Annotated in this window: 23 protein-coding genes; 12 read left to right on the top strand and 11 right to left on the bottom strand. The window is 69.8% G+C overall.

Features of this window, described 5'->3' with window-relative positions; genetic code table 11:
* Nucleotides 1-119 precede the first annotated feature (119 nt).
* From SOM19_RS01070 to mnhG, 6 genes are read left to right on the top strand one after another with little or no spacing between them, the layout of a single operon-like run.
* The gene (locus tag SOM19_RS01070) at nucleotides 120-3,041 is read left to right on the top strand and encodes a Na+/H+ antiporter subunit A (RefSeq protein ID WP_320484703.1); all 2,922 of its coding nucleotides are present in this window, start codon (nucleotides 120-122) and stop codon (nucleotides 3,039-3,041) included.
* Complete coding sequence (locus SOM19_RS01065) at nucleotides 3,038-3,583, top strand: Na(+)/H(+) antiporter subunit C (RefSeq protein ID WP_320484702.1); 546 nt, start codon at nucleotides 3,038-3,040, stop codon at nucleotides 3,581-3,583. The genes SOM19_RS01070 and SOM19_RS01065 overlap by 4 nt, the downstream gene beginning before the upstream one ends.
* A complete protein-coding gene (locus tag SOM19_RS01060) occupies nucleotides 3,580-5,178 on the top strand; it encodes a Na+/H+ antiporter subunit D (RefSeq protein ID WP_320484701.1) in 1,599 nt (532 codons plus the stop codon). The genes SOM19_RS01065 and SOM19_RS01060 overlap by 4 nt, the downstream gene beginning before the upstream one ends.
* A gap of 32 nt (nucleotides 5,179-5,210) precedes the next feature.
* A complete protein-coding gene (locus tag SOM19_RS01055) occupies nucleotides 5,211-5,765 on the top strand; it encodes a Na+/H+ antiporter subunit E (RefSeq protein ID WP_320486638.1) in 555 nt (184 codons plus the stop codon).
* The gene (locus SOM19_RS01050) at nucleotides 5,762-6,031 is read left to right on the top strand and encodes an MrpF/PhaF family protein (protein ID WP_320484700.1); all 270 of its coding nucleotides are present in this window, start codon (nucleotides 5,762-5,764) and stop codon (nucleotides 6,029-6,031) included. Before SOM19_RS01055 ends, SOM19_RS01050 begins: the two co-directional genes overlap by 4 nt.
* Nucleotides 6,028-6,390, top strand: coding sequence for a monovalent cation/H(+) antiporter subunit G (mnhG, locus tag SOM19_RS01045; RefSeq protein WP_320484699.1), 363 nt, complete (start codon nucleotides 6,028-6,030; stop codon nucleotides 6,388-6,390). Before SOM19_RS01050 ends, mnhG begins: the two co-directional genes overlap by 4 nt.
* A gap of 16 nt (nucleotides 6,391-6,406) precedes the next feature.
* On the opposite strand, the gene SOM19_RS01040 is transcribed toward mnhG, so the two are convergent.
* Together SOM19_RS01040 and argG are read right to left on the bottom strand one after the other, a co-directional pair.
* Entirely contained in the window at nucleotides 6,407-9,037 is a 2,631-nt protein-coding gene (locus SOM19_RS01040) for a penicillin acylase family protein (protein WP_320484698.1), read from the bottom strand.
* A gap of 175 nt (nucleotides 9,038-9,212) precedes the next feature.
* Nucleotides 9,213-10,655 (bottom strand): argininosuccinate synthase, encoded by a 1,443-nt coding sequence (argG, locus tag SOM19_RS01035; RefSeq protein ID WP_320484697.1) that lies wholly within the window; start codon nucleotides 10,653-10,655, stop codon nucleotides 9,213-9,215.
* 90 nt (nucleotides 10,656-10,745) lie between these two features.
* Here argG and SOM19_RS01030 point away from each other — a divergent pair, with 90 nt between their 5' ends.
* Complete coding sequence (locus tag SOM19_RS01030) at nucleotides 10,746-11,936, top strand: DUF1214 domain-containing protein (RefSeq protein WP_320484696.1); 1,191 nt, start codon at nucleotides 10,746-10,748, stop codon at nucleotides 11,934-11,936.
* 21 nt (nucleotides 11,937-11,957) lie between these two features.
* On the opposite strand, the gene SOM19_RS01025 is transcribed toward SOM19_RS01030, so the two are convergent.
* Nucleotides 11,958-12,719 carry a Pr6Pr family membrane protein gene (locus SOM19_RS01025; RefSeq protein WP_320484695.1) on the bottom strand — a complete coding sequence of 254 codons (762 nt, stop codon included), beginning with the start codon at nucleotides 12,717-12,719 and terminating at the stop codon, nucleotides 11,958-11,960.
* A gap of 79 nt (nucleotides 12,720-12,798) precedes the next feature.
* On the opposite strand from SOM19_RS01025, the gene SOM19_RS01020 reads away from it, so the two are divergent.
* Together SOM19_RS01020 and SOM19_RS01015 are read left to right on the top strand one after the other, a co-directional pair.
* Nucleotides 12,799-14,085 carry an adenylosuccinate synthase gene (locus SOM19_RS01020; RefSeq protein ID WP_320484694.1) on the top strand — a complete coding sequence of 429 codons (1,287 nt, stop codon included), beginning with the start codon at nucleotides 12,799-12,801 and terminating at the stop codon, nucleotides 14,083-14,085.
* A 69-nt stretch (nucleotides 14,086-14,154) separates the two neighbouring features.
* Nucleotides 14,155-15,315 carry a lactonase family protein gene (locus tag SOM19_RS01015; RefSeq protein WP_320484693.1) on the top strand — a complete coding sequence of 387 codons (1,161 nt, stop codon included), beginning with the start codon at nucleotides 14,155-14,157 and terminating at the stop codon, nucleotides 15,313-15,315.
* Between the two features lie 16 nt (nucleotides 15,316-15,331).
* Here SOM19_RS01015 and SOM19_RS01010 read toward each other — a convergent pair whose 3' ends face one another.
* Entirely contained in the window at nucleotides 15,332-16,549 is a 1,218-nt protein-coding gene (locus SOM19_RS01010) for an AI-2E family transporter (protein WP_320484692.1), read from the bottom strand.
* 174 nt (nucleotides 16,550-16,723) lie between these two features.
* Between SOM19_RS01010 and SOM19_RS01005 the strand changes: the two genes are divergently transcribed.
* Entirely contained in the window at nucleotides 16,724-17,017 is a 294-nt protein-coding gene (locus SOM19_RS01005) for a chorismate mutase (protein ID WP_320484691.1), read from the top strand.
* Nucleotides 17,018-17,081: 64 nt separating this feature from the next.
* On the opposite strand, the gene SOM19_RS01000 is transcribed toward SOM19_RS01005, so the two are convergent.
* Genes SOM19_RS01000 through SOM19_RS00990 form a run of 3 tightly spaced genes read right to left on the bottom strand, consistent with a single transcriptional unit; the run spans nucleotide 17,082 to nucleotide 19,071 of the window.
* A complete protein-coding gene (locus SOM19_RS01000; protein ID WP_320484690.1) occupies nucleotides 17,082-17,768 on the bottom strand; it encodes a hypothetical protein in 687 nt (228 codons plus the stop codon).
* A complete protein-coding gene (locus SOM19_RS00995; RefSeq protein ID WP_320484689.1) occupies nucleotides 17,765-18,682 on the bottom strand; it encodes an ABC transporter ATP-binding protein in 918 nt (305 codons plus the stop codon). Before SOM19_RS00995 ends, SOM19_RS01000 begins: the two co-directional genes overlap by 4 nt.
* The gene (locus SOM19_RS00990; protein ID WP_320484688.1) at nucleotides 18,679-19,071 is read right to left on the bottom strand and encodes a GntR family transcriptional regulator; all 393 of its coding nucleotides are present in this window, start codon (nucleotides 19,069-19,071) and stop codon (nucleotides 18,679-18,681) included. Before SOM19_RS00990 ends, SOM19_RS00995 begins: the two co-directional genes overlap by 4 nt.
* Nucleotides 19,072-19,211: 140 nt before the next feature.
* On the opposite strand from SOM19_RS00990, the gene SOM19_RS00985 reads away from it, so the two are divergent.
* Nucleotides 19,212-20,060 (top strand): patatin-like phospholipase family protein, encoded by an 849-nt coding sequence (locus tag SOM19_RS00985; RefSeq protein ID WP_320484687.1) that lies wholly within the window; start codon nucleotides 19,212-19,214, stop codon nucleotides 20,058-20,060.
* On the top strand, nucleotides 20,060-21,166 hold the full coding sequence (locus SOM19_RS00980) for a 1-acyl-sn-glycerol-3-phosphate acyltransferase (RefSeq protein WP_320484686.1): 1,107 nt from the start codon (nucleotides 20,060-20,062) through the stop codon (nucleotides 21,164-21,166). Before SOM19_RS00985 ends, SOM19_RS00980 begins: the two co-directional genes overlap by 1 nt.
* Here the strand turns inward: SOM19_RS00980 and SOM19_RS00975 are convergent.
* The 4 genes from SOM19_RS00975 to purL all read right to left on the bottom strand — a co-directional run bounded on the left by SOM19_RS00975 (nucleotide 21,155) and on the right by purL (nucleotide 25,565).
* Nucleotides 21,155-22,108, bottom strand: coding sequence for a hypothetical protein (locus tag SOM19_RS00975; protein WP_320484685.1), 954 nt, complete (start codon nucleotides 22,106-22,108; stop codon nucleotides 21,155-21,157). The two genes, SOM19_RS00980 and SOM19_RS00975, sit on opposite strands and share 12 nt — an antisense overlap.
* Before the next feature lie 90 nt (nucleotides 22,109-22,198).
* The gene (locus tag SOM19_RS00970; protein ID WP_320484684.1) at nucleotides 22,199-22,996 is read right to left on the bottom strand and encodes a hypothetical protein; all 798 of its coding nucleotides are present in this window, start codon (nucleotides 22,994-22,996) and stop codon (nucleotides 22,199-22,201) included.
* 57 nt (nucleotides 22,997-23,053) lie between these two features.
* A complete protein-coding gene (locus tag SOM19_RS00965; RefSeq protein ID WP_320484683.1) occupies nucleotides 23,054-23,191 on the bottom strand; it encodes a hypothetical protein in 138 nt (45 codons plus the stop codon).
* A 25-nt stretch (nucleotides 23,192-23,216) separates the two neighbouring features.
* Nucleotides 23,217-25,565 carry a phosphoribosylformylglycinamidine synthase subunit PurL gene (purL, locus tag SOM19_RS00960; protein WP_320484682.1) on the bottom strand — a complete coding sequence of 783 codons (2,349 nt, stop codon included), beginning with the start codon at nucleotides 25,563-25,565 and terminating at the stop codon, nucleotides 23,217-23,219.
* Nucleotides 25,566-25,568: the final 3 nt, after the last annotated feature.

Raw genomic sequence — 25,568 nt, 5'->3', positions numbered from 1 at the left:
GCGGGGAAGACGCGGCTCGCGGCCGGGCGAGGCGACGACCCCCGTAGACTGGACCGGACACCCTGATCGCCCGAGCCGCGCGCGTGAGCCCCCGGCCGACGACCACGAGGAGGCCGCGGATGCTGCTTCTCCTCGGCGCGTTCGCAGTCGTCCCGATCCTCCTCCCCTGGCTCGTCACCCGAATCGGCCCGCGCGCCTTCTACGTCGCGGCGCTCCTGTCTCTGGGTGCGTTCGCCTACGCGGCGGTGCTGACCCCGGCCGTGCTGGCCGGCGACACGCCCTTCGAGACGTACGACTGGATCCCGGCGCTCGGGATCCAGCTCTCGATGCGGATGGACACCCTCGCGTGGCTCATGACGCTCATCGTCACCGGCGTGGGCGCGCTCGTGATGATCTACTGCCGCTGGTACTTCCGGGGCAAGACCGAGGGCCTCGGCCAGTTCTCCGCGGTGCTCCTGGCCTTCGCCGGGGCCATGTACGGGCTGGTGCTCACCGACGACCTCGTCGTGCTCGTGATGTTCTGGGAGATCACGAGCGTGCTGTCCTATCTCCTCATCGGGTACTACAACCGCCGCGCGGCGAGCCGCCGAGCCGCGCTCCAGGCGCTGCTGGTCACCACGCTCGGCGGACTCGTCATGCTGATCGGCGTGGTGCTGCTCGTCGTCGATGCGGGCACCTCGAGCATCTCGACCATCCTCGCCGACGCCCCGACCGGCCCGGTCGTCGACGCCGCGCTCGTGCTGCTGCTGGTCGGAGCGCTCAGCAAGTCCGCGATCTTCCCCTTCCACTTCTGGCTTCCCGGTGCGATGGCGGCGCCGACCCCGGTCAGCGCCTACCTCCACGCCGCCGCGATGGTCAAGGCGGGCATCTACCTCATCGCGCTGCTGGCCCCGGTGTTCGCGGGCGCTCCCACCTGGCGCCCGATCGTCATCTCGCTGGGCGTCTTCACCATGCTGCTCGGCGGCTTCCAGGCGCTGCGCGAGACCGACCTCAAGCGGATCCTGGCGTTCGGCACGGTGAGCCAGCTCGGACTCCTGGCGGTCGTGCTGGGCTACGGCACGCGCGACACCGCGCTCGCCGGGCTCGCCCTCCTGCTCAGCCACGCGCTCTTCAAGTCTGCGCTCTTCCTCGTGGTCGGCGTCATCGACCGCCAGCTCTCGACGCGCGACATCTCGGAGCTCAGCGGCGTCGGCCGCCAGGCGCCGGTCATGGCGACGTTCTCGATCATCGCGGTCGCGTCCATGGTCGGGTTCTTCCCCACCATCGGGTTCGTGGCCAAGGAAGGGGCGCTCACCGCCCTCTTCGACGAGGCCGCCGCCGGAGCGCCCTGGGGCATCGTGGCGCTGATCGGGATGATCCTGGGATCGATCCTCACGGCGGGGTACGGCATCCGCTTCATCTGGGGCGCGTTCTGGACGAAGCGCGACCGCCGTCGCCAGCCGCTGCCGGCGACCGAGTGGCCGGATCCGCCGATCGGCTTCCTGGGCGCCCCCGTCATCCTCTCCGGCCTCACGGTTGTCGCCGGCCTTGCCGCCCCGCTCCTCGACACCGCGTTCGCCGGCTACGCCGACCTCGCGCCCCTGGGTGCCGCGGAGCATCCGGCGCACCTGGCCCTCTGGCACGGGCTGGAGCCCGCGCTGTGGATCTCGCTCGGCACCATCGCGGCCGGCGCGCTGGTCTTCTGGCTCACCGCGCCGCTGCACTGGACCCAGCGCGTGCTCCCGTTCACCGCCGCCGACGTCTACAACGCCGCGCTCCGCGGCATCGCGCGCCTCTCGGTCATGACCACGAGCTTCACGCAGCGCGGCTCGCTCCCCGTGTACGTCGGGACGATCTTCGTGGTGTTCGTCGCGGCCGAGGGCACCGCCCTGCTCGCGAGCCCCGACTGGCGGGTCGAGCTCGACGCGTTCCACACGCCCATCCAGCTCGTGGTCGCGCCGGTCATGATCGCGGCCGGGCTCGTGGCCGTCCGCGCCAACAAGCGCTACACCGGCGTCGTGCTCGTCTCGGCGACGGGCCTCGGCATGGTCATGCTGTTCGCGACGAGCGGTGCCCCCGATCTCGCGCTGACCCAGATCCTCGTCGAGACCGTCACCCTCGTGGCGTTCGCGCTCGTGCTGCGGCGCATCCCCTCGCGCCTCGGCCAGCACAACGCCTCGGTGTGGCCGATCGCCCGCGCCGTCCTCGGCGCCGCGGTCGGCATGACGATGGCCATGGTGGCGCTGGTCGCGACCGCCGCGCGCACGGCCGATCCGATCTCCGAGCGGTTCCCCGACCTCGCGTACACCCTCGGCCACGGCAAGAACGTGGTCAACGTGGCCCTGGTCGACCTTCGCGGTTGGGACACCATGGGCGAGCTCTCCGTGCTCATCCTGGCCGCGACGGGCGTGGCATCCCTCGTCTTCGTCACCCACCGCTCCGACACGCTGTCACGCTTCATCGCCCCGCTGCCCGCCGCCGTCGCACGCACGCGCCGGCCGCTCGTCGAGACCGCCGACGGCGTCAAGCCCCGCGGCGAGGGCAGCGGACGCATGGCGTGGCTCGTCGGCGGACAGAAGGTGAATCCGGAGAATCGCTCGATCATGCTCGAGGTGATCGTGCGGATCCTGTTCCACACCATCATCATCGTGTCGCTCTACCTGCTGTTCGCGGGGCACAACCTGCCCGGCGGCGGGTTCGCGGGCGGCCTGGTCGCCGGTATGGCGCTCGTGATGCGGTACATCGCCGGCGGTCGCTACGAGCTCGGCGCCGCGGCGCCCACCGACGCCGGACGGCTGCTGGGCGTGGGCATGACGATCGCCGTGGCATGTGCCATCGTGCCCCTTTTCTTCGGCGCCGCACCGCTGACGAGCACCTACTTCGAGGCCGACCTGCCCGTGCTCGGGCACGTGGAGTTCGTGACGTCGACCCTGTTCGACGTCGGCGTGTACCTGGTCGTGATCGGTCTCGTGCTCGATGTCCTCCGCAGCCTCGGCGCAGAGGTCGACCGGCAGGCGCAGGAAGCGCACGACGGGCAGGCCGCGGGGGTGGACGTCTCGTGAGCGTCTCCCTCGTCCTCATCGTCGTGATGGCCGTGCTGTTCGCCTGCGGCGTGTACGCCATGCTCGAGCGGAGCCTCACGAGAGTCCTGATCGGGTTCCTCCTGCTCGGCAACGCCACCAATCTGCTGCTGCTCATCGTGATGGGCGAGCCGGGCGTCGCGCCGTTCTTCGGCGCCGCGGCGTCGCCCGACGAGATGTCCGACCCGCTGCCGCAGGCGCTGACCCTCACGGCCATCGTCATCACGTTCGCCGTCTCGGCGTTCCTCCTGGCGCTGATCTACCGGTCGTGGCAGCTCGGTCAGGCCGACACCGTGGAGGATGACGAGGCCGACCGCGCCATCCGCGAGCGCACCGCCGACGTCGACGACACGATGGACGACGAGATGGAGATCGAGGACGAGGACGACGACGCCACCACGGACTTCGTCGGACTCGCCACCGCCCCGATCACCATCGTGAGCAGCCGCGACTTCACCCGGTTGCGCGACGACGCCCCCGTCGACCGGCCGGCCGAGCCCGGCAAGGGAGGCGACGAGACATGACCGGCATCGCCCCCGCCCTCGTTCCCCTCCTCGTGACGCTGCCGTTGCTCGGAGCGGCCCTCACTCTGATCGCCGGTCGTCACCGCCGCACCCAGGTGATCGTGTCGGTCGCCACGCTCTCGGTCGTCTGCGTCATCGCCGCGATCCTCCTCTTCGTCGTCGACACGAGCGATCAGGCGATCGCGGTGTCGGTGGGCGGCTGGCCGATCCCGTTCGGCATCGTCCTCTTCGTCGACCGTCTCGCCGCCCTCCTCGTGGTCGTCTCGAGCATCGTGCTGCTCGCGGTCCTGCTGTTCTCCGTCGGCCAGGGAGCCGCCGACGGCGACGACGAGACGCCGGTCTCGATCTTCCACCCGTCGTACCTGATCCTGGCGGCCGGCATCTTCACCGCCTTCATCGCGGGCGACCTCTTCAACCTCTACGTCGGCTTCGAGATCCTCCTCGTCGCGTCGTACGTGCTGATCACCCTCGGCTCGACGGAGTCGCGCATCCGCACGGGCGTCGTCTACATCGTCGTCTCGCTGGTGTCGTCGATCCTCTTCCTCGCCGCGATCGCGATGATCTACGGCGCTCTGGGCACCGTCAACATGGTCCAGATCTCGGAGCGGATGGGCGAGCTGCCGCAGGAGACGCAGCTCGTCCTGCACCTCATGCTGCTCCTCGCCTTCAGCATCAAGGCGGCCGTCTTCCCGCTGTCGTTCTGGCTGCCCGACTCGTACCCGACCGCGCCCGCTCCGGTCACCGCCGTGTTCGCGGGCCTGCTGACCAAGGTCGGCGTCTACGCGATCATCCGCACCGAGACCGAGCTGTTCCTCGACAACGACGTGAACTTCCTGCTCCTCGTCGTGGCGCTGGCCACGATGATCGTCGGAGTGCTCGGCGCCGTGGCACAGGCCGAGCTCAAGCGAATCCTGTCGTTCACGCTGGTCAGCCACGTCGGCTACATGATCTTCGGGCTCGCGATCGCCACGCCGGCGGCCATCGGGGCGACGATCTACTACATGGTCCACCACATCGTGGTGCAGACGACGCTCTTCCTGGCCGTCGGCCTCGTCGAGCGCCGCGCCGGCAGCACCTCCATCCTGCGCGTCAAAGGGCTCATGCGCGTGGCGCCGGTGATCGCGGTGCTCTACTTCATCCCGGCCATCAACCTCGGAGGGCTGCCGCCCTTCTCGGGCTTCATCGGCAAGTTCGCGCTCTTCGACGCGGCCGCCGAGGTGGGCACCCCGATCATGATGGTCGTCATCGTGGGCGGCATCCTGACCAGCCTGCTCACGCTCTACGCCCTGATGCGCGCGTGGAACCTCGCGTTCTGGCGCGAAGAGGACGACTCGGCCGAGACCGAGGCGCGCATCTCGTACCTCGGCGCCTCCCCCGGCGGCGTCGACACCCAGCGCCGCGTCATCCCCAAGATCATGACGGCATCGACGGCGGGCATGGTCGCGATCACCGTGGCCCTGACGATCTTCGCGGGCCCGCTCTACGACATCTGCGCCCGCATCGGCGCCTCGCTCCTCGAGCCGGTCACCCTCGTGCAGCTCGAAGAGCAGCACGACGTGAGCACCGGCGGCCTCGAACAGGGCGGTCAGCCGTGACGGCCGTGCGCGGCGACCGCGCCGAGAAGCGGATGCTGCTGACCCAGCTGTGGCGTCAGCTGCCGTTCTTCGTGTGGCTGGTCGCCCTCTGGATGCTGCTGTGGGGACAGTTCACGTGGGTGGCGTTCTTCACGGGCCTCATCGCCGCCATCTTCGTCACGCGGGTGTTCCGCCTGCCCCCTGTCGAGCTGTCGGGCCGCGTGGATCTCTGGCACGGTGTCATCTTCGTCGGGGAGTTCGTCCTCGCCCTGGTGGCGGGCTCGCTCACGGTCGCGGCGCAGGTGCTCGACTTCCGGAGGCAGCCGGGGACCGCGATCATCGCGGTGCCGCTGGTGACCGACGACGACCTGATCATGACGCACACGGCGGTCACGGCATCACTCATCCCCGGTTCGCTCATCATCGAGACCGACCGCGATCGGCGCATCCTGTATCTCCACGTCATCGGCGTCCGCTCGGCGCGCGACGTCGACCGGCAGCGCGAGAGCGTGCAGCGATGGGAGCGGCGCATCGTGATGGCCGTCGGCTCGCGTGCCCAGGTGGCCGCCGTGCGCGCGGTCGGCCCGACCCGTGGAGGTGTCGCGTGAACGTCCTGCTCGTCGCGATCTACGTGGTGTTCGGCGTGGCCGCGCTGCTCACCCTGTGGCGCATCGTCATCGGACCGTCCATCCTCGACAGGGCCGTGGCATCCGATGTCCTCCTCACCGAGGTGATGTGCATCCTGGGCGCGGAGATGGCCATCAACCACCACACCCGCACGCTGCCGGTGCTGCTCATCATCGCCGCGGTCGGGGTGTTCGGGTCGATCTCGATCGCCCGCTTCGTCGCACGAAGGGACAACGCGCCACGATGACTCTCGACGACTGGCTGGACGTCTCCGCGCTGATCCTCATCCTGATCGGCGCACTCCTCTGCCTCACGGCCGCGATCGGGCTGCTGCGATTCCGCGACGTGCCCACCCGGCTGCACGCGGCCACCAAGCCGCAGGTGCTCGGCCTGATCCTCATCTGCCTCGCGATCGCGCTGTCGCTGCGGTCCTGGCCCGTGGTCGCCTTCCTCGTGCCGATCGTGCTCATCCAGCTCGCGACGGCGCCGCTGTCGGCGCACATGGTGGGCCGCCAGGCCTACCGCAACGGCACGATCGACGAGACCGGTCTGTTCGTCGACGAACTCGCCGACTCCCGCCGCACGCCGCCCGCCGCCGGCGGCTGAGCCGGAGAGATCCGGGTCAGCCCGCCGGGACGAGGGTGAGGGTGTTCTCGGTCGCATCCGCCACGGCATCCGGCGAGAACGCCCACGGGGTCAGGCGGGCCTCCTGCCACGCGGCGGTCTGGTCGATGTAGTTCGGGTGGAAGGCGTGGCCGCTCGTGCCGGTGAGCTGGTTCCAGCCGGAGTCGTCGAAGTCCGCGAGATCGATCACCATGCGCATCGAGGGGACGGTGACGGTGGCGAAGCCCTCGTCCATGACCCAGCCCGTCGCGTTGACGACCGACGAGCCGCCGCCGACCGGGAAGGGGCCCCGGTTGAACAGCCACTCGATCGGCGCGATGCCCGATGCGCCGAAGGTGTCGCTCACCAGGGGCAGCGCGTGCAGTTCTCCCCAGTTCCACTTGGACGGGTTCGAGCCCTGCAGTTCGACGAGTCGCGCGTGGGCGTTGATGGCCGACCGCTTCAGCATCTCCTGCTGTCCCGTCACGCCGAGCGCCTCGTTCGTCCACCACTCCGACGCGGGGTCGTCGAGCATCTCGTCCATCACCAGGAACAGGCGGGCCTGGTCGGTGAGCGGCGCGGGGTGCTCGCGGCCCTCGACGAACACGTTCTCGGCGAGTTCGCTCCAGAGCACGTTGGCGTAGGCGGCTGCGGCCGAGTCGGCCCCGTTCTGGGCGTCCCAGGCGCGCAGCAGGTCGAGCGCGGCATCCGTCCCCCCATCGCCGGTCGCGATCTCGTGGTACGCGCCCGACAGCCGCATGCCGAGGAAGAACCCGTTGTCGGCCTGGATGTCGCGCATGTCGCCGGCGGTGAGGGCGCCGTTCGCGGACTTCCGCTGGATGAGGTCGACGATGCGGGCGGCGCGCCAGCCGTGGTCCCAGTCCCGGGTGAGGAAGAACGGGTAGTCGTCGGCGACGACGGCGTTGTTCGCCGTGACGATGTAGCCCTCGTCGGGGTTGTACACGACGGGCAGCTTCTCGAACGGGATGTAGCCGCGCCAGTCGGAGGCGGAGTCCCAGCCGGGCTGCGGCATCGACCCGTCGCCGGCGCCCCGGATGGGGAGGCGTCCCGGCGTCTGGTAGCCGATGTTGCCGTCGACGTCCGCGTAGACGAGGTTCTGGGCGGGCACCGCGAAGAGCTCGGCCGCGCCCCGGAAGTCGTCGAAGTCCTGCGCCGCGTTGAGGGCGAAGATGGCGCCCGGCGTGCTGGTGGGCTCGAGCGCCGTCCACTTCAGGCTCACGGCGTAGTCGCCGTCGGGTGCGTGCCGGGGCTCCTTGACGGCGCCGCCGCTGCCCACGTACGGGGCTTCGGCGATGGCGGTGTAGTCGTCGGTCAGGCCGGAGATGATCGGGCCGTTCCCGGTCGAGCGGATCTCGAGCTCCACATCCTCGCCGCCCGCCACCTCAAGGGTTTCGGTGCGCACGTCGAGCGGGACGAGCTCGTCGTCGCGCCAGTAGCTGTCGCCCTCGATCTTCTCGAGGTAGAGGTCGGTGACGTCGGTGGTGAGATTCGTGAAGCCCCAGGCGATGCGCGCGTTGTGCCCGATGATGATGCCCGGCACGCCCGAGAAGTCGAAGCCGGCGACGTCGAAGGGGCAGGTCTCGGACACGACGCGGCACTTGAGACCGGACTGGTGCCACACACTCGGCAGCGATGCTCCGAGATGCGGGTCATTGGCGAGGAGCGGCATCCCGCTCTCGGTCAGATCGCCCGACACGACCCACGAGTTGGAGCCGATGCCCTCGCCCACCGGGCCGACGAGCGCGCTGACGGCCTCGATGACGCCGTCGACCTCGGACCACTCGATCGACGCGGTCGCGGCATCCGCTTCGCCGTCGTCGACCGTGTCGGCGACCGTTCCCACGGCGGGCACGGTCGAGATCGACGGCACGATCACCGGATTGCGGTCGAACGGGTACGTCGGGTACAGCTGTCGCATCTGGTCGCCGGTGAAGTCGGAGGCGACGATCGCGCGCTCGGTCTCCTCCTCGATGTTCGAGCGGAGGTCCCAGGCCATGGCCTTGAGCCACGCGACCGAGTCGGCCGGACTCCAGGGCTCGATCTTGTAGTCGTCGTTCTGCAGCCCGAGCACCGCGTACTCGAACGAAGCGTCGGCTCCATCGTGATCGGCGAGGTACGCGTTGACGCCCTCGGCGTACGCGTCGTAGTAGGCGCGCGTCGTGTCGTCGAGCGCCTCGACCTCCTGCTCGGCGATCGCGCGCCACCCGAGCGTCCGCAGGAACATGTCGGTCGGCAGCTGCGATTCGCCGAAGAGCTCCGACAGCCGCCCACTGGTCACGTGGCGGCGGAAGTCCATCTCCCAGAACCGGTCCTGGGCGTGCACATACCCCTGCGCGAAGAAGAGGTCGTCGGTGGTGCCGGCGGTGATGGTCGGGACGCCCAGGTCGTCGCGCTGCACCCTGACCTCCTCGCCGAGCCCCGCGACCGCGACCTCGCCGTCGACCTGCGGGAACGAGCGCTGGACCGTGTAGGCCACGAAGCCCGTGGCGAGAAGCGCGATGACGACGACGCCCGCGACGATGCTGTACAGCGCGATGCCCAGCTTGCGACCGGCCGAGCGGCGGCGGGGTTCGCCGGGCGCGCCGGGAGCGTCGACGGTGTCGATGGGCGCGGTGGAGGTCTTCGACATTGAAGGTCTTTCAGTTCGGCGAGAACGGAACGCGGTGCCGGGCATCGCGATCCTCGGTGTCGCGCTTTCGGGTCGCGGGCACCGTGTCGAATGGTAACCCGCGCTCGGGTCCGCGACGAATCACCTGGGGATTCGCCGCTCGCGTCCTGCCGGTCAGGCTCCGGGCGAACGGGCCTCAGTCGGAGCCGAAGTCGAACGCGGCACCCTCGGATGCCTCGTCCACCGCGTCGGCGAGTTCTTCGCGCGCCGCGTCGTAGACCTCCGCCTGCTGGGTGATCTCGTCGGCCTCGCCCGCGGTCACGCGTCCGACCAGGTCGGCCGCCGCGCCGCCGATGATGCCCTGCGCCGCGTAGTGCTCGAGCCGTGCGCGGGAGTCGGCGATGTCGAGGTTGCGCATGGTGAGCTGGCCGATGCGGTCGGTCGGACCGAACGCGGCGTCGCCGACCCGCTCCATCGACAGCTTCTCGGGGTGGTACGACAGGCCGGGGCCGCTCGTGTCGAGGATCGTATAGTCCTCACCGCGGCGCAGGCGCAGCGTGACCGTGCCGGTGATCGTGGAGCCGACCCACTTCTGGATCGACTCGCGCAGCATGAGCGACTGCGGCTCGAGCCAGCGGCCCTCGTACATGAGCCGGCCGAGCCGGCGGCCCTGCTCGTGGTAGGTGGCGAGGGTGTCCTCGTTCAGGATGCCGTTGAGCAGGCGCTCGTACGCGGTGAACAGGAGCGCCATGCCCGGCGCCTCGTAGATGCCGCGGGACTTCGCCTCGATGATGCGGTTCTCGATCTGGTCGCTCATGCCCAGTCCGTGGCGACCGCCGATGCGGTTCGCCTCGAAGACCAGCTCGACCGGGTCGGGGTACTCCACGCCGTTCAGTGCGACGGGGCGGCCGGCCTCGAACGTGACCGTGACGTCCTCGGCCGCGATCTCGACCGACGGGTCCCAGAAGCGGACGCCCATGATCGGCTCGACGATCTCGAGCGAGACGTCGAGGTGCTCGAGGGTCTTGGCCTCGTGGGTGGCGCCCCAGATGTTGGCGTCGGTCGAGTAGGCCTTCTCGGCCGAGTCGCGGTAGGGGAAGCCGTGCTCGACGAGCCACTCGCTCATCTCCTTGCGGCCGCCGAGCTCGGTGACGAAGTCGGCGTCGAGCCACGGCTTGTAGATGCGCAGGGCGGGGTTCGCGAGCAGGCCGTAGCGGTAGAACCGCTCGATGTCGTTGCCCTTGTAGGTCGAGCCGTCTCCCCAGATGTCGACGCCGTCGTCCTTCATGGCGCGCACCAGCAGGGTGCCGGTGACGGCCCGGCCGAGCGGTGTCGTGTTGAAGTACGTGCGTCCGCCCGTGCGGATGTGGAAGGCGCCGCACGCCAGGGCGCCGAAGCCCTCCTCGACGAGCGCGGGCTTGCAGTCCACGATCCGCGCCAGCTCGGCGCCGTACTGCAGCGCGCGGTCGGGGATCGCCGCGATGTCGTCCTCGTCGGGCTGCCCGAGGTCGCCGGTGTAGGTGCAGGGGACCGCGCCCTTGTCGCGCATCCACGCGACGGCGACGGACGTGTCGAGCCCCCCGGAGAAAGCGATGCCGACGCGCTCGCCGATGGGCAGTGACTGGAGGACTTTCGACATGGAGGCCAGTCTATCGAGCGGCCCGCGCACGCTCTTCCGGTGTGACGGGGTGGAATGGCGGATGGGCCCCTCGTGGTCCAAGGTGGACATATGACGATCCACGTGAACGCCGACAATTTCGTGCGCGCGGAAACCGACCGCATGTTCGGCGACATCCAGCGCGACGCCGGCGGGGTGAACACCTTCCGTCACAGCCGCGAGCCCGCGTCGATCGACGCGCAGACCGTGATCCGGCTCAACCGCGACACCCTCTACAGCTTCGCGATCGTCGACCTCTCCGAGGGTGGCAGCATCGTCGTCCCCGACGCCGGCGACCGCTATCTCTCGGTCATGATCGTGGACCACGACCACTACGTCCGCGCTGTCATCCACGACGCCGGAACCTACGACCTGGCGGAGCACGCCCCCGGTGCCGACTACGTGCTCGTGGCCGCCCGCACCCTGGTGGACCCCGACGAGCCCGACGACCTCGCGGTGGTCGCGGCGATCCAGGACGGACTGCTCCTCGAGGTCGGCTCCGCCGTGGAGTTCGAGAGCCCCGAGTACGACACGGCCTCGCTGGACGCGACCCGCACAGCGCTGCTCGCGCTCGCCGCGGGACTCCGGTCCTTCGATCGGACTTTCGGCACGCCGGAGGAGGTCGACCCCGTCCGCCACCTCATCGGCACCGCTGCGGGCTGGGGCGGCCTGCCGGTCACGGAGGCTTCCTACGTCGGGGTGGACCCTCAGCTCCCGGTCGCCTTCTACGACCTCACCATGAACGACGTGCCCGTCGACGCCTTCTGGTCGGTCTCGGTGTACAACGCGTCGGGCTACTTCGAGCCGAACGCAGAGAACCGCTACTCGGTCAACAGCGTCACCGGCGTGCGCGACGAGGACGGCTCCATCACGGTGCACTTCACGCCCCCGGGCGGAGCCACCGAGCCCAACAGCATCCCGCTTCCGGAAGGCTGGAACTACCTGATCCGCCTGTACCGTCCGCGCTCCGAGTTCGCCGAGGGCAACTGGCACGTGCCCGACCTGGTGCGCCGTCGCGACCGTGACGCGGAGCACGCGCCGGCTGTGCCGGAGCCGACGCCGGAGGCGGAGACGGATGCCGAGCCCGCTGCCGGGCCGGAGGGTGAGGCGGGAGCGCCGGACCAGGGTCAGGCGCCCGACGAGCAGGTCGGCTCAGAGGCTGGGTCCCAGCCTGGGGAACCGGCCGAGGCGACGTCGGAGGCTCCCTCCGAAAGTTCCGACGAGTGGCCGCCGGCACCAGAGGGCGAGCAGCGCACCGACTGATCCGACGGCCGACGGAAATCGTCAGTTCAGCGCTTCGCGCGCGTCTTCCCACTCCTCTTCGACGTGATCGCCGGTGTCGTGGTCGAGCTCGCGCTCCCGGCCGACGCGGCGTCCCCACCCGATGACGAGCGCGGCGACGACGAGCACCGCGGCCGCGATGCCGAGGACGTACAGGATCACCGAGGGCCAGCCGCCAGGACCGTTCGGGTTGAGGAACGGGTACGGGTACCAGAACGGATCCCCGGTTCCCGGGTTGACGACGAGCGGCCCGCGCACGAGCGTGTAGATCACCCAGATGATCGGGAAGGCGATGACGCTCCAGATCGCCCGCCAAGGCAGCGCCCGGCGCAGCGGACCGACGAAGAGGTCGGCGAGCAGGAACAGCGGCGCGATGAGGTGCAGCACCTCGTTGGACCACGGCACGGGCCGGCTGCCCAGCGGCAGCTCGATGAGGCGCAGGAGCAGGTTGTAGACCAATCCCGTGATGATCATGTACGTCGTCACCGATGCCAGGGCGCGGGCGAGGAGCGGCGTCTCGACGGCGGCACGACGGCCGCGGGTGAAGTACCAGACCGCCGCCGAGGCCAGCACGACGGCCGCCGCGGCGTTGGAGAGGATCGTGAAGAAGCTGAAGAAGTTCGCCACCACGGTCGCGACGTCGCGGCCGAGTTCGATCGTGGTGCTCACCGATTTGACCAGTTGCGTGACGATCGCCGCCACGATGAGCGCCGCCATCGCCAGACGCATGACCGACCAGGTACGAGCCCATGCCTTCGTTCGCATGGGCCTCACGATATCGGCGGGACGAGGCGACGCGCCGATAGGATGGGGTGTAACCGTCCGATAAACGGGGGAGTAGCCCATGCCAGGCATCGTGATCGTCGGAGTCCAGTGGGGAGACGAGGGCAAGGGCAAGGCCACCGATCTGCTGGGTGACCGCACCGATTGGGTCGTCAAGTTCAACGGCGGCAACAACGCCGGTCACACGGTCGTCATCGGCGACGAGAAGTACGCGCTGCACCTGCTGCCGAGCGGCATCCTCTCGCCGGGTGTCAACGCCGTCATCGGCAACGGCGTGGTGATCGATCTCGAGGTCCTCTTCGCCGAGCTCGACGCGCTGCACGCTCGGGGCGTCGACGCCTCCCGTCTGCGGGTCAGCGCGAACGCGCACATCATCACGCAGTACCACCGCACGCTCGACAAGGTCACCGAGCGCTTCCTGGGCAAGCGGCAGATCGGCACGACGGGTCGCGGCATCGGTCCCGCATACGCCGACAAGATCAACCGAGTCGGCATCCGCGTGCAGGACCTCTTCGACGAGAACATCCTCCGTCAGAAGGTCGAGGGTGCGCTCGACCAGAAGAACCACCTCCTGGTGAAGATCTTCAACCGCCGTGCCATCACCGTCGATGAGATCGTCGACGACCTGCTGTCGTACGCCGAGCGGCTGCGCCCCATGGTCGCCGACACCGGTCTGGTGCTCAACGGAGCGCTCGACGCGGGCGACGTCGTGGTGTTCGAGGGGGGCCAGGCGACGATGCTCGACGTCGACCACGGCACCTACCCGTTCGTGACCTCGTCGTCGGCGACAGCCGGTGGCGCCGCGACCGGCGCGGGCGTCGGCCCGAACCGCCTCGACCGGATCGTCGGCATCGTCAAGGCGTACACGACGCGCGTCGGCTCCGGACCCTTCCCCACTGAGCTGTTCGACGAGAACGGCGACTTCCTCCGCTCGCGCGGCTTCGAGTTCGGCACCACGACGGGCCGCCCGCGTCGCGTCGGCTGGTACGACGCTCCCATCACCCGCTACGCGACCCGGATCAACGGCATCACCGACCTGGTGCTCACCAAGCTCGACATCCTCACCGGCCTCGACGAGATCCCGGTGTGCGTCGCGTACGACGTCGACGGCGAACGGTTCGACGAAGTGCCCGTGAACCAGTCCGACTTCCACCACGCGAAGCCGATCCTCGAGTTCTTCCCGGGCTGGAAGCAGGACATCTCGACCGCGCGCAGCTTCGACGACCTCCCGCGTGAGGCGCAGGAGTACGTGCTCGCGCTGGAGGCGATGAGCGGCACGCGCATCTCGGTCATCGGCGTCGGGCCCTCCCGTGACGCCGTGATCGTCCGACACGACCTCATCGACTGACATGCTGCGTTTCGACTCGCTGCGCTCGCTCAACGACCGGGAACCTCATCGACGCGACGGAACGCGCCGATGAGGTTCCTGCTGGGCGGGTACACCGCCGACATGGACGGCTCGGCGAGCGGGATCGGCCTGCTGCTCTCGGGCGCCTCGGGCGATGCCTCGGCCGGCGGCTCGCTCACCTTCGCGGGCGATGTCGTCGCCGCGGACTCGCCCTCCTGGCTCGCCCCGCACCCCACTCTCGATGTCGTCTACGCGGCGCTCGAGGCGCGCGGTGCCGTGCAGGCGTTCCGTCGCACCGGCGATGCGTCGTTCGTCCCGCTGGGCGAGCCCGTTCCGGCCGGCGAGGCCACCTGCCACGTCGCCGTCGCGCCCGACGGCGGCTCACTCGTCGCGGCCTGCTGGGGCGACGGGCGCGTGGTGCGGATGACGCTGGATGCCGAGGGCCGGGTGTCCTCGCCGAACATCGCGCCGGCCGCCGTCGACCCGTACGGACCCGCGGCCGCGCCTGCGCCGGGTGACGTCGATCTCGCGGCCGCCACGCGGGCGCTGCGCGAGGCCGCCGGCGCCGAGTACGCCCACCTGCTGCCGGATCACGATGCCGAGCCGGAGGCGGAGGCCGCGGCATCCGCTCGCCCTTCCCGTGCGCACCAGACCGCCTTCCTGCCCGGAGGGATCGTCGCCACCACCGACCTCGGGCTCGACCTCGTGCGGTTCTGGACGCCCGGCCCGCGTGGCCTGCGCCCCGGTCAGCAGGTCGCACTGCCCGAGGGGAGCGGTCCGCGGCACATGGTGTTCCACCCGAGCGGGCACCTGTACGTGGTGACCGAGCTGTCGTGCGAGGTGTTCGCACTCGCGGCCTCGGCGGACGGCACCTGGCGGATCGTCGGCGGCACGCCCCTGGGCGCCGGCGGCACCTTCCCCGGCGACACCGCGGCGGAGCTGACCTCGTCGCGCGACGGCGAGTTCCTCTACGCCGGCGTGCGGGGCAGCAACACGATCGCGACCCTCCGGGTGCGCGGTGCCGGCGAGACGCTCGCGCCCGTCGCGCTCGTCGACTCGGGTGTCGACTGGCCGCGGCATCACGTCGTGGCGCGCGACACTCTGCTCGTCGCGGGCCAGCTCTCGGACGAGGTGGCATCGCTCACCCTCGACCTGCGCACCGGCGTTCCGGGGCGCGTGCGCCACCGTGCCGCAGCGCCCTCTCCGACGAGCCTGCTGCCGTTCGACTGATCGGCCGGCAGTCGCGCTAGATCTTCGCGTTCTGCTTCTTGAAGAAGACCTGCTTGATGATGAGCAGGATCGATGCCGTCACCGGGATGGCGACGAGCGCTCCGATGAACCCGAGCAGGGTGCCGCCGATGAGCGCTCCGATCACCACGAGCGAGCCCGGGATCTCGATCGCCCTGTTCATGACCTTGGGTGTGAGCACGTAGGCCTCGATCTGGATGTAGATGAGGTAGCAGATGGCGAAGATCAGCGCGGCGATCGGGCTCGTGAACAGTGCGATGACGGTGGCGACGATCCAGTAGAGCACCGGGCCGATCAAGGGGATGATCGTGATGGAGAAGGCGAGCACGCCCATGAGCAGCGGATACGGCAGCTGCAGCACCACGTGCAGCAGGGTCGCGACCACGGAGTTGAAGAACGCCAGGACGACCATGCCCATGAGGTAGCCGCCCACCGAGTCGGTGATCTGGTCGGTCATGGCCCGCACGCCGACGCGCCGGCGTGCCGGCGCGAACTGCATCAGCGAGTCCTTGATCGCAGGGAGCGACGCGGTGAAGTACAGCGTGAGGACGACGACGATCAGCGCGCCCGACACGGCAGTGGCGATGCCCGCCCCCACCTTCAGCAGACCCCCGGAGATCGCCGCGATGTTCTTCGGGTCGGTGATGAACTTCTCCACCTCGTCGACGAGCTGCGTGAGCCCGGTGCCGAAGATGCCCTCGAGCCACGTGTAGAAGTCGGACTTCTCGAAGTTCGAGATCAGGTCGGGGATGCCGGTGACGAACGCCCCGATCTGCTGGACCAGGGTCGGAACCACGAGCAGCAGGAGCCCGACGGCGATGATGGCGCCGGTCAGGAAGATGATGGCGATCGCCCATCCTCGCTTGACACCGTGCTTGCCCAGCCACTTGATCACCGGGTCGAGGCCCAGAGCGGCGAATGCCGCCAGCCCGATGTAGACGAGGATCGTCGCGATATTGGTCAGCGCGATGCCCAGGAGCACGGCGACGAGTCCGCCCAGGGTCAGCAGCAGCCCCACGGTGAAGGGGTTGTCGAGTCGCGCCCAGAACGGGCGCCCGGGCCCGTTGTCATCGAGCTCGACGACCGCGACGGCGGGGCCGCCATCGGCCACCACCACGCTGGTCGCACCGGCGTCCGTTCCGAAGGCGGGATCGGCGGCCAGGGGCGAGGGGTTCTCGGCGCCGCCGGCACCGGAAGCTGACGAGGCGTCGGTCATGGACACACTCTAGGGGCGGGCTGTCCATGCCGACGACGGCAGGGAGCGATTTCACCCCGATCGGGGGACAGGCCCGCGGCGGCGGGGCCGCCTGGGCCCACGGTACCCACCACCGGCATCGGCCGCCCGGCCGCCGCTTTCCGCTCGGGTATCGTCGAGGCGTAGGAGGACGCCATGACCGAGGACCCCACGACGACGCTGACACGGCTGCGCAGCAGCATCGACAACATCGACGCTGCGCTCATGTACATGCTCGCCGAGCGGTTCAAGGCGACGAAGCAAGTGGGGCACCTGAAGGCCGAGCACGGGATGCCGGCCTCCGACCCCGCCCGTGAGGAGCAGCAGGTCGCGCGCCTGCGCACCCTCGCCGCCGAGGCCGACCTCGACCCCGCCTTCGCCGAGAAGTGGTTCAACTTCGTCGTGGCCGAGGTGATCCGCCACCACACCGAGGCGGCCGACAGCCGCTGACGGCGCCCGGAACGCCGGATGCCCCGACCCGCCGGGCCGGGGCATCCGCTCTTCGTCATTCCGATCAGGGAATTGTGCGGCGCAGTGTGAGGTACGAGATCGCCGCGAGGACGGCACCGCCCAGGACACCCCAGAGCGACAGTCCGATGGCGGTCTGCGAGCCGAACCAGGTGAAGACCTCCTCCCAGGCGTCGTACTGTCCGATGAACCACAGGAGTCCGACGAAGGCGAATCCGATGGCCACCAGCACCGCGGTCAGCCAGAGCGAACCGAAGCGCTTGTAGATCGTGGCGGCCCAGAACCCGACGACGAAGAAGAGCATCGCGACGATGAAGTACACCGCGAACGCGCCCAGCGGCCCCGAGGCCCAGATCCAGTTCAGGTAGAAGAAGTACCCGTTGACGCCCCAGCCGGCCGTCGCCTGCTCGAGCAGGCCGCCGACCACGAAGATCGCCGACAGCATCGCCGACGTTCCGGTGGCGGCGAGCAGCGTGCCGAGGTAGAACTCCCGCCGGGTGACGCTCATCTCCTGCGAGAACGGGAACGTCAGAGTGAGGGATTGAATGCCGACCACCATGAAGTACCAGAGCGGCGCCTGCGAGCCGCCGCCGTACTTGGCGAAGTCGCCGGGGATCATCGCGAAGATCAGGATGCTGAGCACGAAGGACCCCGCGAGGACGAGCAGCGGCACCCAGATGTAGGTCAGCTTGTTGACGAACTGCATACGGACGACATTGAGCGTGCGGCTCATCGGAGTGCTCCTTCGTCGAGGGCGGATGCTTCGACCGCCGCGCCGGCGGCGTGCTGGGTGGTGCGCACGATCAGCTGCTGCAGAGACACCGGGGCGACGTCGAGGCCGGCGGTGGCGAGGCGGCTCCGGTCGTCGTCGGTGAGCGCCCCGAGCACCGTCACGGACGCCACGCGGCCGAGGGTCTCGCGGTGGATGACCTCGCGCCCCGCGACGAACGCGTCGACGGCGGCGGCGTCGCCCACGATGTTGGCGGCGCGGTCGCGGACGGCATCCGTCGACTCGTCCATCAGGATGCGACCGCGGTCGATGACGAGCACCCGCTCGATCAGGTTCGAGACCTCGTCGATCAGATGGCTCGACAGGATGATCGTGCGGGGATGCTCGGTGTAGTCCTCGAGCAGACGGTCGTAGAAGATCTGGCGGGCGACCGCGTCGAGGCCGAGGTAGGGCTCGTCGAAGAAGGTGATCTCGGCGCGCGACGCGAGGCCGATGATGACGCCGACCGCCGACAGCTGGCCGCGCGAGAGCTTCTTGATCCGCCGCTTGACGGGGAGCTGGAAGTCCTCGATCAGCCGGTCTGCGAACTCCTGGTCCCAGTTCGGGAAGAACAGGCGCGCCGAGGCGAAGGCGTGGCGGGGCATGGCGTCGTCCGGATACCGCTGGCTCTCGCGCACGAAGCACATGCGGGAGAGCACCTTGGCGTTCTCGTACGGGTTCGCGCCGAACACGCGGACGCTGCCGCTCGTGGCGAAGTTCTGCGCGGTCAGGATCGACATCACGGTCGTCTTGCCGGCGCCGTTGCGGCCGAGCAGGCCGTAGATCGTGTCCTGCTCGATGGTGAAGCTCACGTCGTCCACCGCGAGCGTCTCGCGGTAGCGCTTGGTGAGGCCGGTCACCTCGATCACGTTCGTCATCCTTCGGTTCCTTCCGTGTTGGGCGCGATCGGCGTGGCGGCGCGGTCGCGGATGAGCTGAGCCAGATCGTCGGGGCCGAGCCCGAGCTTGCGCGCCTCGGCCAGCAGCGGATCGAGAAAGCGGTCGGCGAAGAGGCCGCGCCGCTCGGCGAGGAGCCTCTCCCGGGCGCCGGGGGCGACGAACATGCCGATGCCGCGCCGCTTGTAGAGGACGTTCTTGTCGACGAGCAAGGCGACTCCCTTCGCTGCCGTCGCGGGGTTGATGCGGTAGAAGGCGGCGAGCTCGTTCGTCGACGGCGCCTGGGTCTCCTCGGCGAGCGAGCCGTCGATGATGGAGTCCTCGACGCTCTCGGCGATCTGGAGGAACAGCGCTTTGCCTTCTTCGACCACATGAACTCCGCTTCATTGGTTACTTAGTTGAGTAACTAACCGCGCAACGCGGGGCATCTCCCTGTCAACCCCGTCCGTGCATCGCGGTCATCGCCGCCGGAGGCAGGCGGACTATCGTCGCAACGGAAGGGAGGTTCGACATGTCTACCGCATTCGTCCTCGGCGGCGGTGGTGTGCGTGGCGCCGTCGAGATCGGCATGCTCCGCGCGCTCCTCGAGCGAGGCATCCGCCCTGATCTCATCGTCGGCACCTCGATCGGCGCGATCAACGGTGCCCTGGTCGCGAGCGACCCCACACCCGCCGTCATCGACGCGCTCCTCGACGCGTGGATGTCGCCCGAGGCGAATGCGGTGTACGGCGACTCGCTGCTGTCGCAGTTCACCCGACTGGTGAAGACGAAGACCCACCTGAACTCACCCGCTCCTCTTCGCCACCTGCTCGAACGCGCGCTCGGCGCAGATGCGCGGTTCGAGGACCTTCCCGTCAGGCTGCAGGTGGTCGCGGCGAGCATCGAGCGCGCGGCTGAGCACGTCTTCGAGTCGGGACCGCTCGTCGAGGCGATTCTGGCCTCCGCCTCTGTGCCCGGCCTCCTGCCGCCCACGCGGATCGGTGAGGAGCACTACATCGATGGAGGCATCGTGAACTCCATCCCGATCGAGCAGGCTGTGTCCGCGGGCGCCGACACGATCTTCGTACTCCAGGTCGGTCGGATCGAGCAGGCGCTGCAGGTTCCCCGCTCCGCCGTCGAGACCGCCCGGGTCGCGTTCGAGATCGCCCGACGCCACCGGTACGCGCGCGACATCGCGACCCTTCCGCCGGGGGTCTCGCTGCACGTCATGCCGAGCGGCGGAGGGCTCGAAGGCGACGACTCGCTCATGTCGTACCGGCGGATGCAGACCGTCCGCCGCCGGATCGATCAGGCCCATCAGGCGAGCGAGGGATTCCTGGCGGAGCGCGAGCTCGGCAGTGGCGCTCGGACGGAGGGGTGATGCGTCTTCCGCCGACCTGGGTGCGACGAGTCGTCCTCGCGCCGCTGGTGATCGTGGCTGCCGCGTTCATGGTGGTACTGACCCCGGCATGGCTGATCCTCGCGCTCGCGCTGACGTCGCTCGTGCCGGGGCGCTTCCGGCTGCCCCGCGTGGTCCTGCTCGTCACCGTCTACCTGGTCTGGGACGCGCTGCTCGTCCTCGCGCTCTTCGTCGTGTGGGTCGCCTCCGGCCTCGGCTGGAAGCTGCGTTCGCCCGCCTTCGAGCGAGCCCACTACCGACTCGGCGGCTGGGCGCTCCGCGTGCTGTTCTGGGTCTTCAACGGGCTGCTGCGGCTCACCATCGTCACCGCCGGCTCGGATGGCCGCGATGAAGCGGTCGCACGGCGAGACTTCGAGCGCCTCTTCGCACCCGGCGCGCCCGTGGTGGTGGCGAGCCGCCACGCGGGGCCCGGAGACTCGTTCATCCTGGTCCACACCCTGCTGAACGATGTCGCCCGTCGCCCACGCATCGTCCTGAAGTACACGATGCAGTGGGATCCCGCTGTCGATGTGCTGCTGCACCGCATCCCGACCCGGTTCATCGTGCCGTCGGGGTTCGGTCGCGCGGCGACGGGTGGAGGTGCCCGGGTCGAAGAGACGCTGGCCGACCTCGCGACCGGTCTCGGTGCCGATGACGCCTTCGTGATCTTCCCCGAGGGCGGCAACTTCACCCGCACGCGCAGGCTGAGCCGGATCGCGCGGCTGCGCGATGCCGGGCGGGAGGCGATGGCCGAACGCGCCGAGGACCTCCGCAACGTGATGGCGCCGCAGCCCGGCGGCGTGCACGCGGCTCTCTCATCCGCCCCGGACGCGGATGTCGTCTTCGTGGCGCACACGGGTCTCGAGCAGTTCGTGACCCTGCGCGACATGTGGCTCGGCCTGCCGATGGACAAGAGCATCACGATGAGGGCCTGGCGCGTTCCCCGTTCCGAGATCCCGGAGGATCGCGATGCACAGACCGCATGGCTCTTCGACTGGTTCGCGCAGATCGACGCCTGGATCGGCGCGCGGAGGGCGGAACCCGGGGACGATGCCGACGACCGGGCGCCCGAGACGTCAGGGGTGTGACTTGGGGTGGATGACGCGGCCCGGCGCCGTATCGCCGGAACCGCGGGCGGGCACCGGCCAGGGTGCGGGCAACGGCTCGGGCGCGGGCTGGGGGGCGGCGCGGCCGGCTCCGGCGGGAGCGGCCGGAGGCGGGGTGGTCGAGACGCGGGGGGCCGGGGCATCCGTCGCCTTCGGAGCGTCCGCTGGCTGCGCGGCCTGGGCTCCCGGGGCGAGCTCGAGCGACACCTTCGACTCGAGCACCTCGATCGCCTCGTCCGACAGCGAGATGAGCCCGTCGAGCTCCTGGCGCACGCGGCGGTAGGCGAGCTGACGCTCGGCCGGTGTCGCGGCCTGGTCGATCGCGACGCTCAACAGCTGCTTCGCGGTATCGAGGCGCTTGCGCTCGACCTCGCTGAAGCTGGAGTCCTTGAGCCGGCGGGCGTCGCGCTCGGCGATGTCGAAGGCGACCTCGAAGTCTGCGACGGCGTTGCGGTACTCGGCGAGCTGCTCCTTCGTGAGCCGGGCCTTGGTCGATGCCGGACGCAGACCGTCGGCGATGCGCTTGGCCCGCAGGAAGGCGGCGGTGAGGGGCTGGCGCCCGTCGCTCATGGCGGGGAAGGCGATGATCTTCGCGACATCGAGCTCGTAGTCGAGCCACCGCGACGTCACGCCGTCGTGGGTGGCGAACAGCCGCTCGAGCTGGGTCCCCTGCGTCTCGCGCGAGGAGCCGGGTGCGCCGACGGTCGTGGCGGTCGCCCCTGTGACGGGAGGGAGGGATGCCGCGGGCACCGCCTGCCCCCGGGCGGCGGCCTTCAGCTCGGCCTTCGCGTGCAGCACTTCGAGACGGCGCTTGTGGCGACGACGGGCCCCGCGCTCCCAGGCGCCGCCGAACGCGCCTACGACGCCCATGAGCGGGAAGGCGAGCCACCAGTAACTGCCGATGAAGTCGAAGATCGGCTGCATGGTGTCATCGTATCGGCCGATGCGAACGCCGCGACCGGTCCGACAGCAATCGCACAGCGTCCGCGGAGAGCGGCATCGCGCCGCGAGCGGTCAGGGTGCGCTCTTGGTCGGCGGCGCTGCGTCTCGTGCCGGGTACGCGCGCGAGATCAGTGACGGGAGCCGGCCGGCGAGATCGGCGAGGGCGACTGCCGCCGCCGACACCGATGCGGCCGTCGCCGCGGTGGCCGACGCCGTTGTTCCGTGCACCCCTGCCTGACGCTCCGCATCGATCAGCGCGACTTCGAGCGCGCGGACCGCCACCCGGTACTCGGCGTACTGCCGGGGTGTCGCGCGCTCTCGCAGCATCGGACGCTTGGCCAGTGCCTCGCGCTGGGCGCGGAGGAACACGAGCGTCGCCGGATTCCGCGCATCGGTGAGCTGAGGGAAGGCGAGCGCCAGATCGACATCGGTCTCGTATGTGAGCCACCGGGCGTTCACAGCGTCGTGCACGGCGGCCAGCCGGTCGATCGGGAGAGGTTCGCCGGCCGAGGCCGTGCGGTACTGCGTATAGCCGGCCTTCACCCGGGAGCGACTGGCGCGCAGCGCGAGCGATGCCGTGCGCTCCCGCTGCTTCGCCGACTGGAGATCGCGCTTCGCCTCGAGGGCGTCGGGCGAGAAGGCGCCCCGCGACTTCGCGGTGAGCAGATCGGCTTGAGCGACGCGCAGGACCGCCCTGGCCTCGACGAGGCTCCGGTAGGCCTGCTTCTCCTCGTGGCGAGCGGCGTCGAGCTCGAGCCTGCGGGCCCGTCGCGGGCGCGTCGTCATGCCGGCGTAGGTCGCCGCACCGGCGCCTGCGGCTGCCGGGGCGATCCACCACCAGCTCGACACGAACAGGAGGATGGTCTCCACACTGTCATGGTAGCCGCGTCGCCCCGGCGGCGGGCAGGGAGTCTGCTGAGCGCCTGCTCAGCCGAAGAGGAGTGCGAAGACGGTCGCGCCGCCGCCGACGAGGATCAGCGCCACGATCGTCACCCACGCGACGATCTTGATGCGCTTCTGCCGCCCATCGTCGAAACCGCTGTACTCGTCCTCGTCCGCCGCCATGGGATCCAGCCTAGTTGGATGCCGGTCAGGCGACGGGCTCGGCGACCGTCGCTCCGAAGGCGGCGGGCAGCGTCGAGGTGGACAGGTCGCGCAGCTCGGCGAGGGGCACCGTGAACAGGCCCTGCACCTCGAGCGCGGGGGCGTCGCCGTCCGCGGCCGCGTCGGTCACTCCGATGCGCAGCACCGGGTAGCCGCGACCCTCGCACAGCCCGCGGAATTTCACGTCGTCCTCGCGGGGCACGCTCACGATGACCCGACCCGTGGACTCCGAGAAGAGGGCGGTGGCGGCATCCACTCCATCGCGCTCGATGATCTCGTTGAGCCACACCCGCGCGCCGACGCCGAAGCGCATGACGGACTCGGCGAGGGACTGGGCGAGGCCGCCCGACGACAGGTCGTGCGCCGAGGACACGAGCGACTGCTGGCCCGCGGCGTGCAGCAGCTCGGCGAGCTTCTTCTCCTGGCCGAGATCGACGGCCGGCGGGCGACCGCCGAGGTGACCGTGGATGGTGCCCGCCCACTGCGAGCCCGAGAGCTCGGTGGCGGTGACGCCGAGGAGGTAGATGTTCTCGCCGGCGTCCTGCCAGCCCGACGGGATGCGGCGGGCGACGTCGTCGATGATCCCGAGCACGCCGACCACCGGGGTCGGGAAGATGGGCTGGTCGCCCGTCTGGTTGTAGAACGAGACGTTGCCGCCGGTGACCGGGACGCCGAGTTCGAGGCATCCGTCCGACAGACCGTCGACGGCCTGCGAGAACTGCCACATGACCTCGGGGTTCTCGGGCGAGCCGAAGTTGAGGCAGTCGGTGACGGCTGTTGGGACGGCGCCCGTGACGGCGACGTTGCGGTACGCCTCGGCGAGGGCGAGCTTCGCGCCCTCGTAGGGGTCGAGCTGGCAGAAGCGGCTGTTGCAGTCGGTGGCGATGGCGAAGCCGAGGCCGGAGTGCTCGTCGACGCGGATCATGCCGGCGTCGTCGGGGAACGACAGCGCCGTGTTGCCCATGACGTAGTAGTCGTACTGGTTGGTGACCCACGACGTGTCGGCGAGGTTGGGGCTGGCGACGAGCTGCGTGAACTGGCTCCGCAGCGTGTCGGCGTCGACGTCGCGCGTGAGGGCCGAGGCCGAGTCGTCGCGGAGGGCGTCGATCCAGGTGGGGTACGCGACCGGACGTTCGTAGACCGGGCCGTCGACCGCCACCGTGGAGGGATCGACGTTCACGATCTCCTCGCCGTGCCAGAAGATCTGCAGGCGGCCGTCACCGGTGACCTCGCCCAGCACGCTGGTCTCGACATCCCACTTCTCCACGACCGCGAGGAAGGCCTCGAGCTTCTCGGGAGCGACGATCGCCATCATGCGCTCCTGGCTCTCGCTCATGAGGATCTCCTCGGGCGTGAGCGTGGGGTCGCGCAGCAGGACGTTCTCGAGGTCGACGCGCATGCCCGAACCGCCGTTGGCGGCCAGCTCGCTGGTGGCGCACGAGATGCCGGCCGCGCCGAGATCCTGGATGGCCTCGACGAGCTCGCCCTTGTACAGCTCGAGGCAGCACTCGATGAGCACCTTCTCGGCGAACGGGTCGCCCACCTGCACCGCGGGGCGCTTGGTCGGGCCGCCGTCGGCGAAGGTGTCGGAGGCGAGGATGGATGCCCCGCCGATGCCGTCGCCGCCGGTCCGGGCGCCGAACAGCACGACCTTGTTGCCGGTGCCCGTGGCATTCGCGAGCTTCAGGTCTTCGTGGCGGAGCACGCCGACCGCGAGCGCGTTGACGAGCGGGTTGCCCTGGTACACCGCGTCGAAGACGGTCTCGCCGCCGATGTTCGGCAGGCCGAGGCAGTTGCCGTAGAACGAGATGCCACTCGTCACGCCGTGCACGACGCGCGCCGTGTCGGGGTGGTCGATGGCGCCGAAGCGCAGCTGGTCCATGATGGCGACCGGGCGCGCGCCCATCGAGATGATGTCGCGGACGATGCCGCCCACGCCCGTCGCCGCGCCCTGGAACGGCTCGATGTAGCTCGGGTGGTTGTGCGACTCGACCTTGAAGGTGACCGCCCAGCCCTCGCCGATGTCGACGACGCCGGCGTTCTGCCCCATGCCCACCATGAGGCGGGTCTTCATCTCGTCCGAGACCTTCTCGCCGAACTTGCGGAGGTAGATCTTGCTGGACTTGTACGAGCAGTGCTCGCTCCACATGACGGAGTACATCGCCAGCTCGCCCGAGGTGGGGCGGCGGCCGAGGATTTCGCGGATCTTCGCGTACTCGTCGGCCTTGAGTCCGAGCGCCGCGTACGGCTGCTCCTTCTCCGGCGTGATGGCGGCGTTTTCGACGGTATCGGCCGCCGGGCGGGCGGCAGCGGTCGTCTGAGAGGGGGTGGTCACGCG

Source organism: Microbacterium sp. CFBP9034, from assembly GCF_034045255.1.
Lineage (GTDB): Bacteria > Actinomycetota > Actinomycetes > Actinomycetales > Microbacteriaceae > Microbacterium.
Note: the sequence above shows the minus strand (reverse complement) of the source record. Positions and strands in the feature narration are given on the sequence as shown.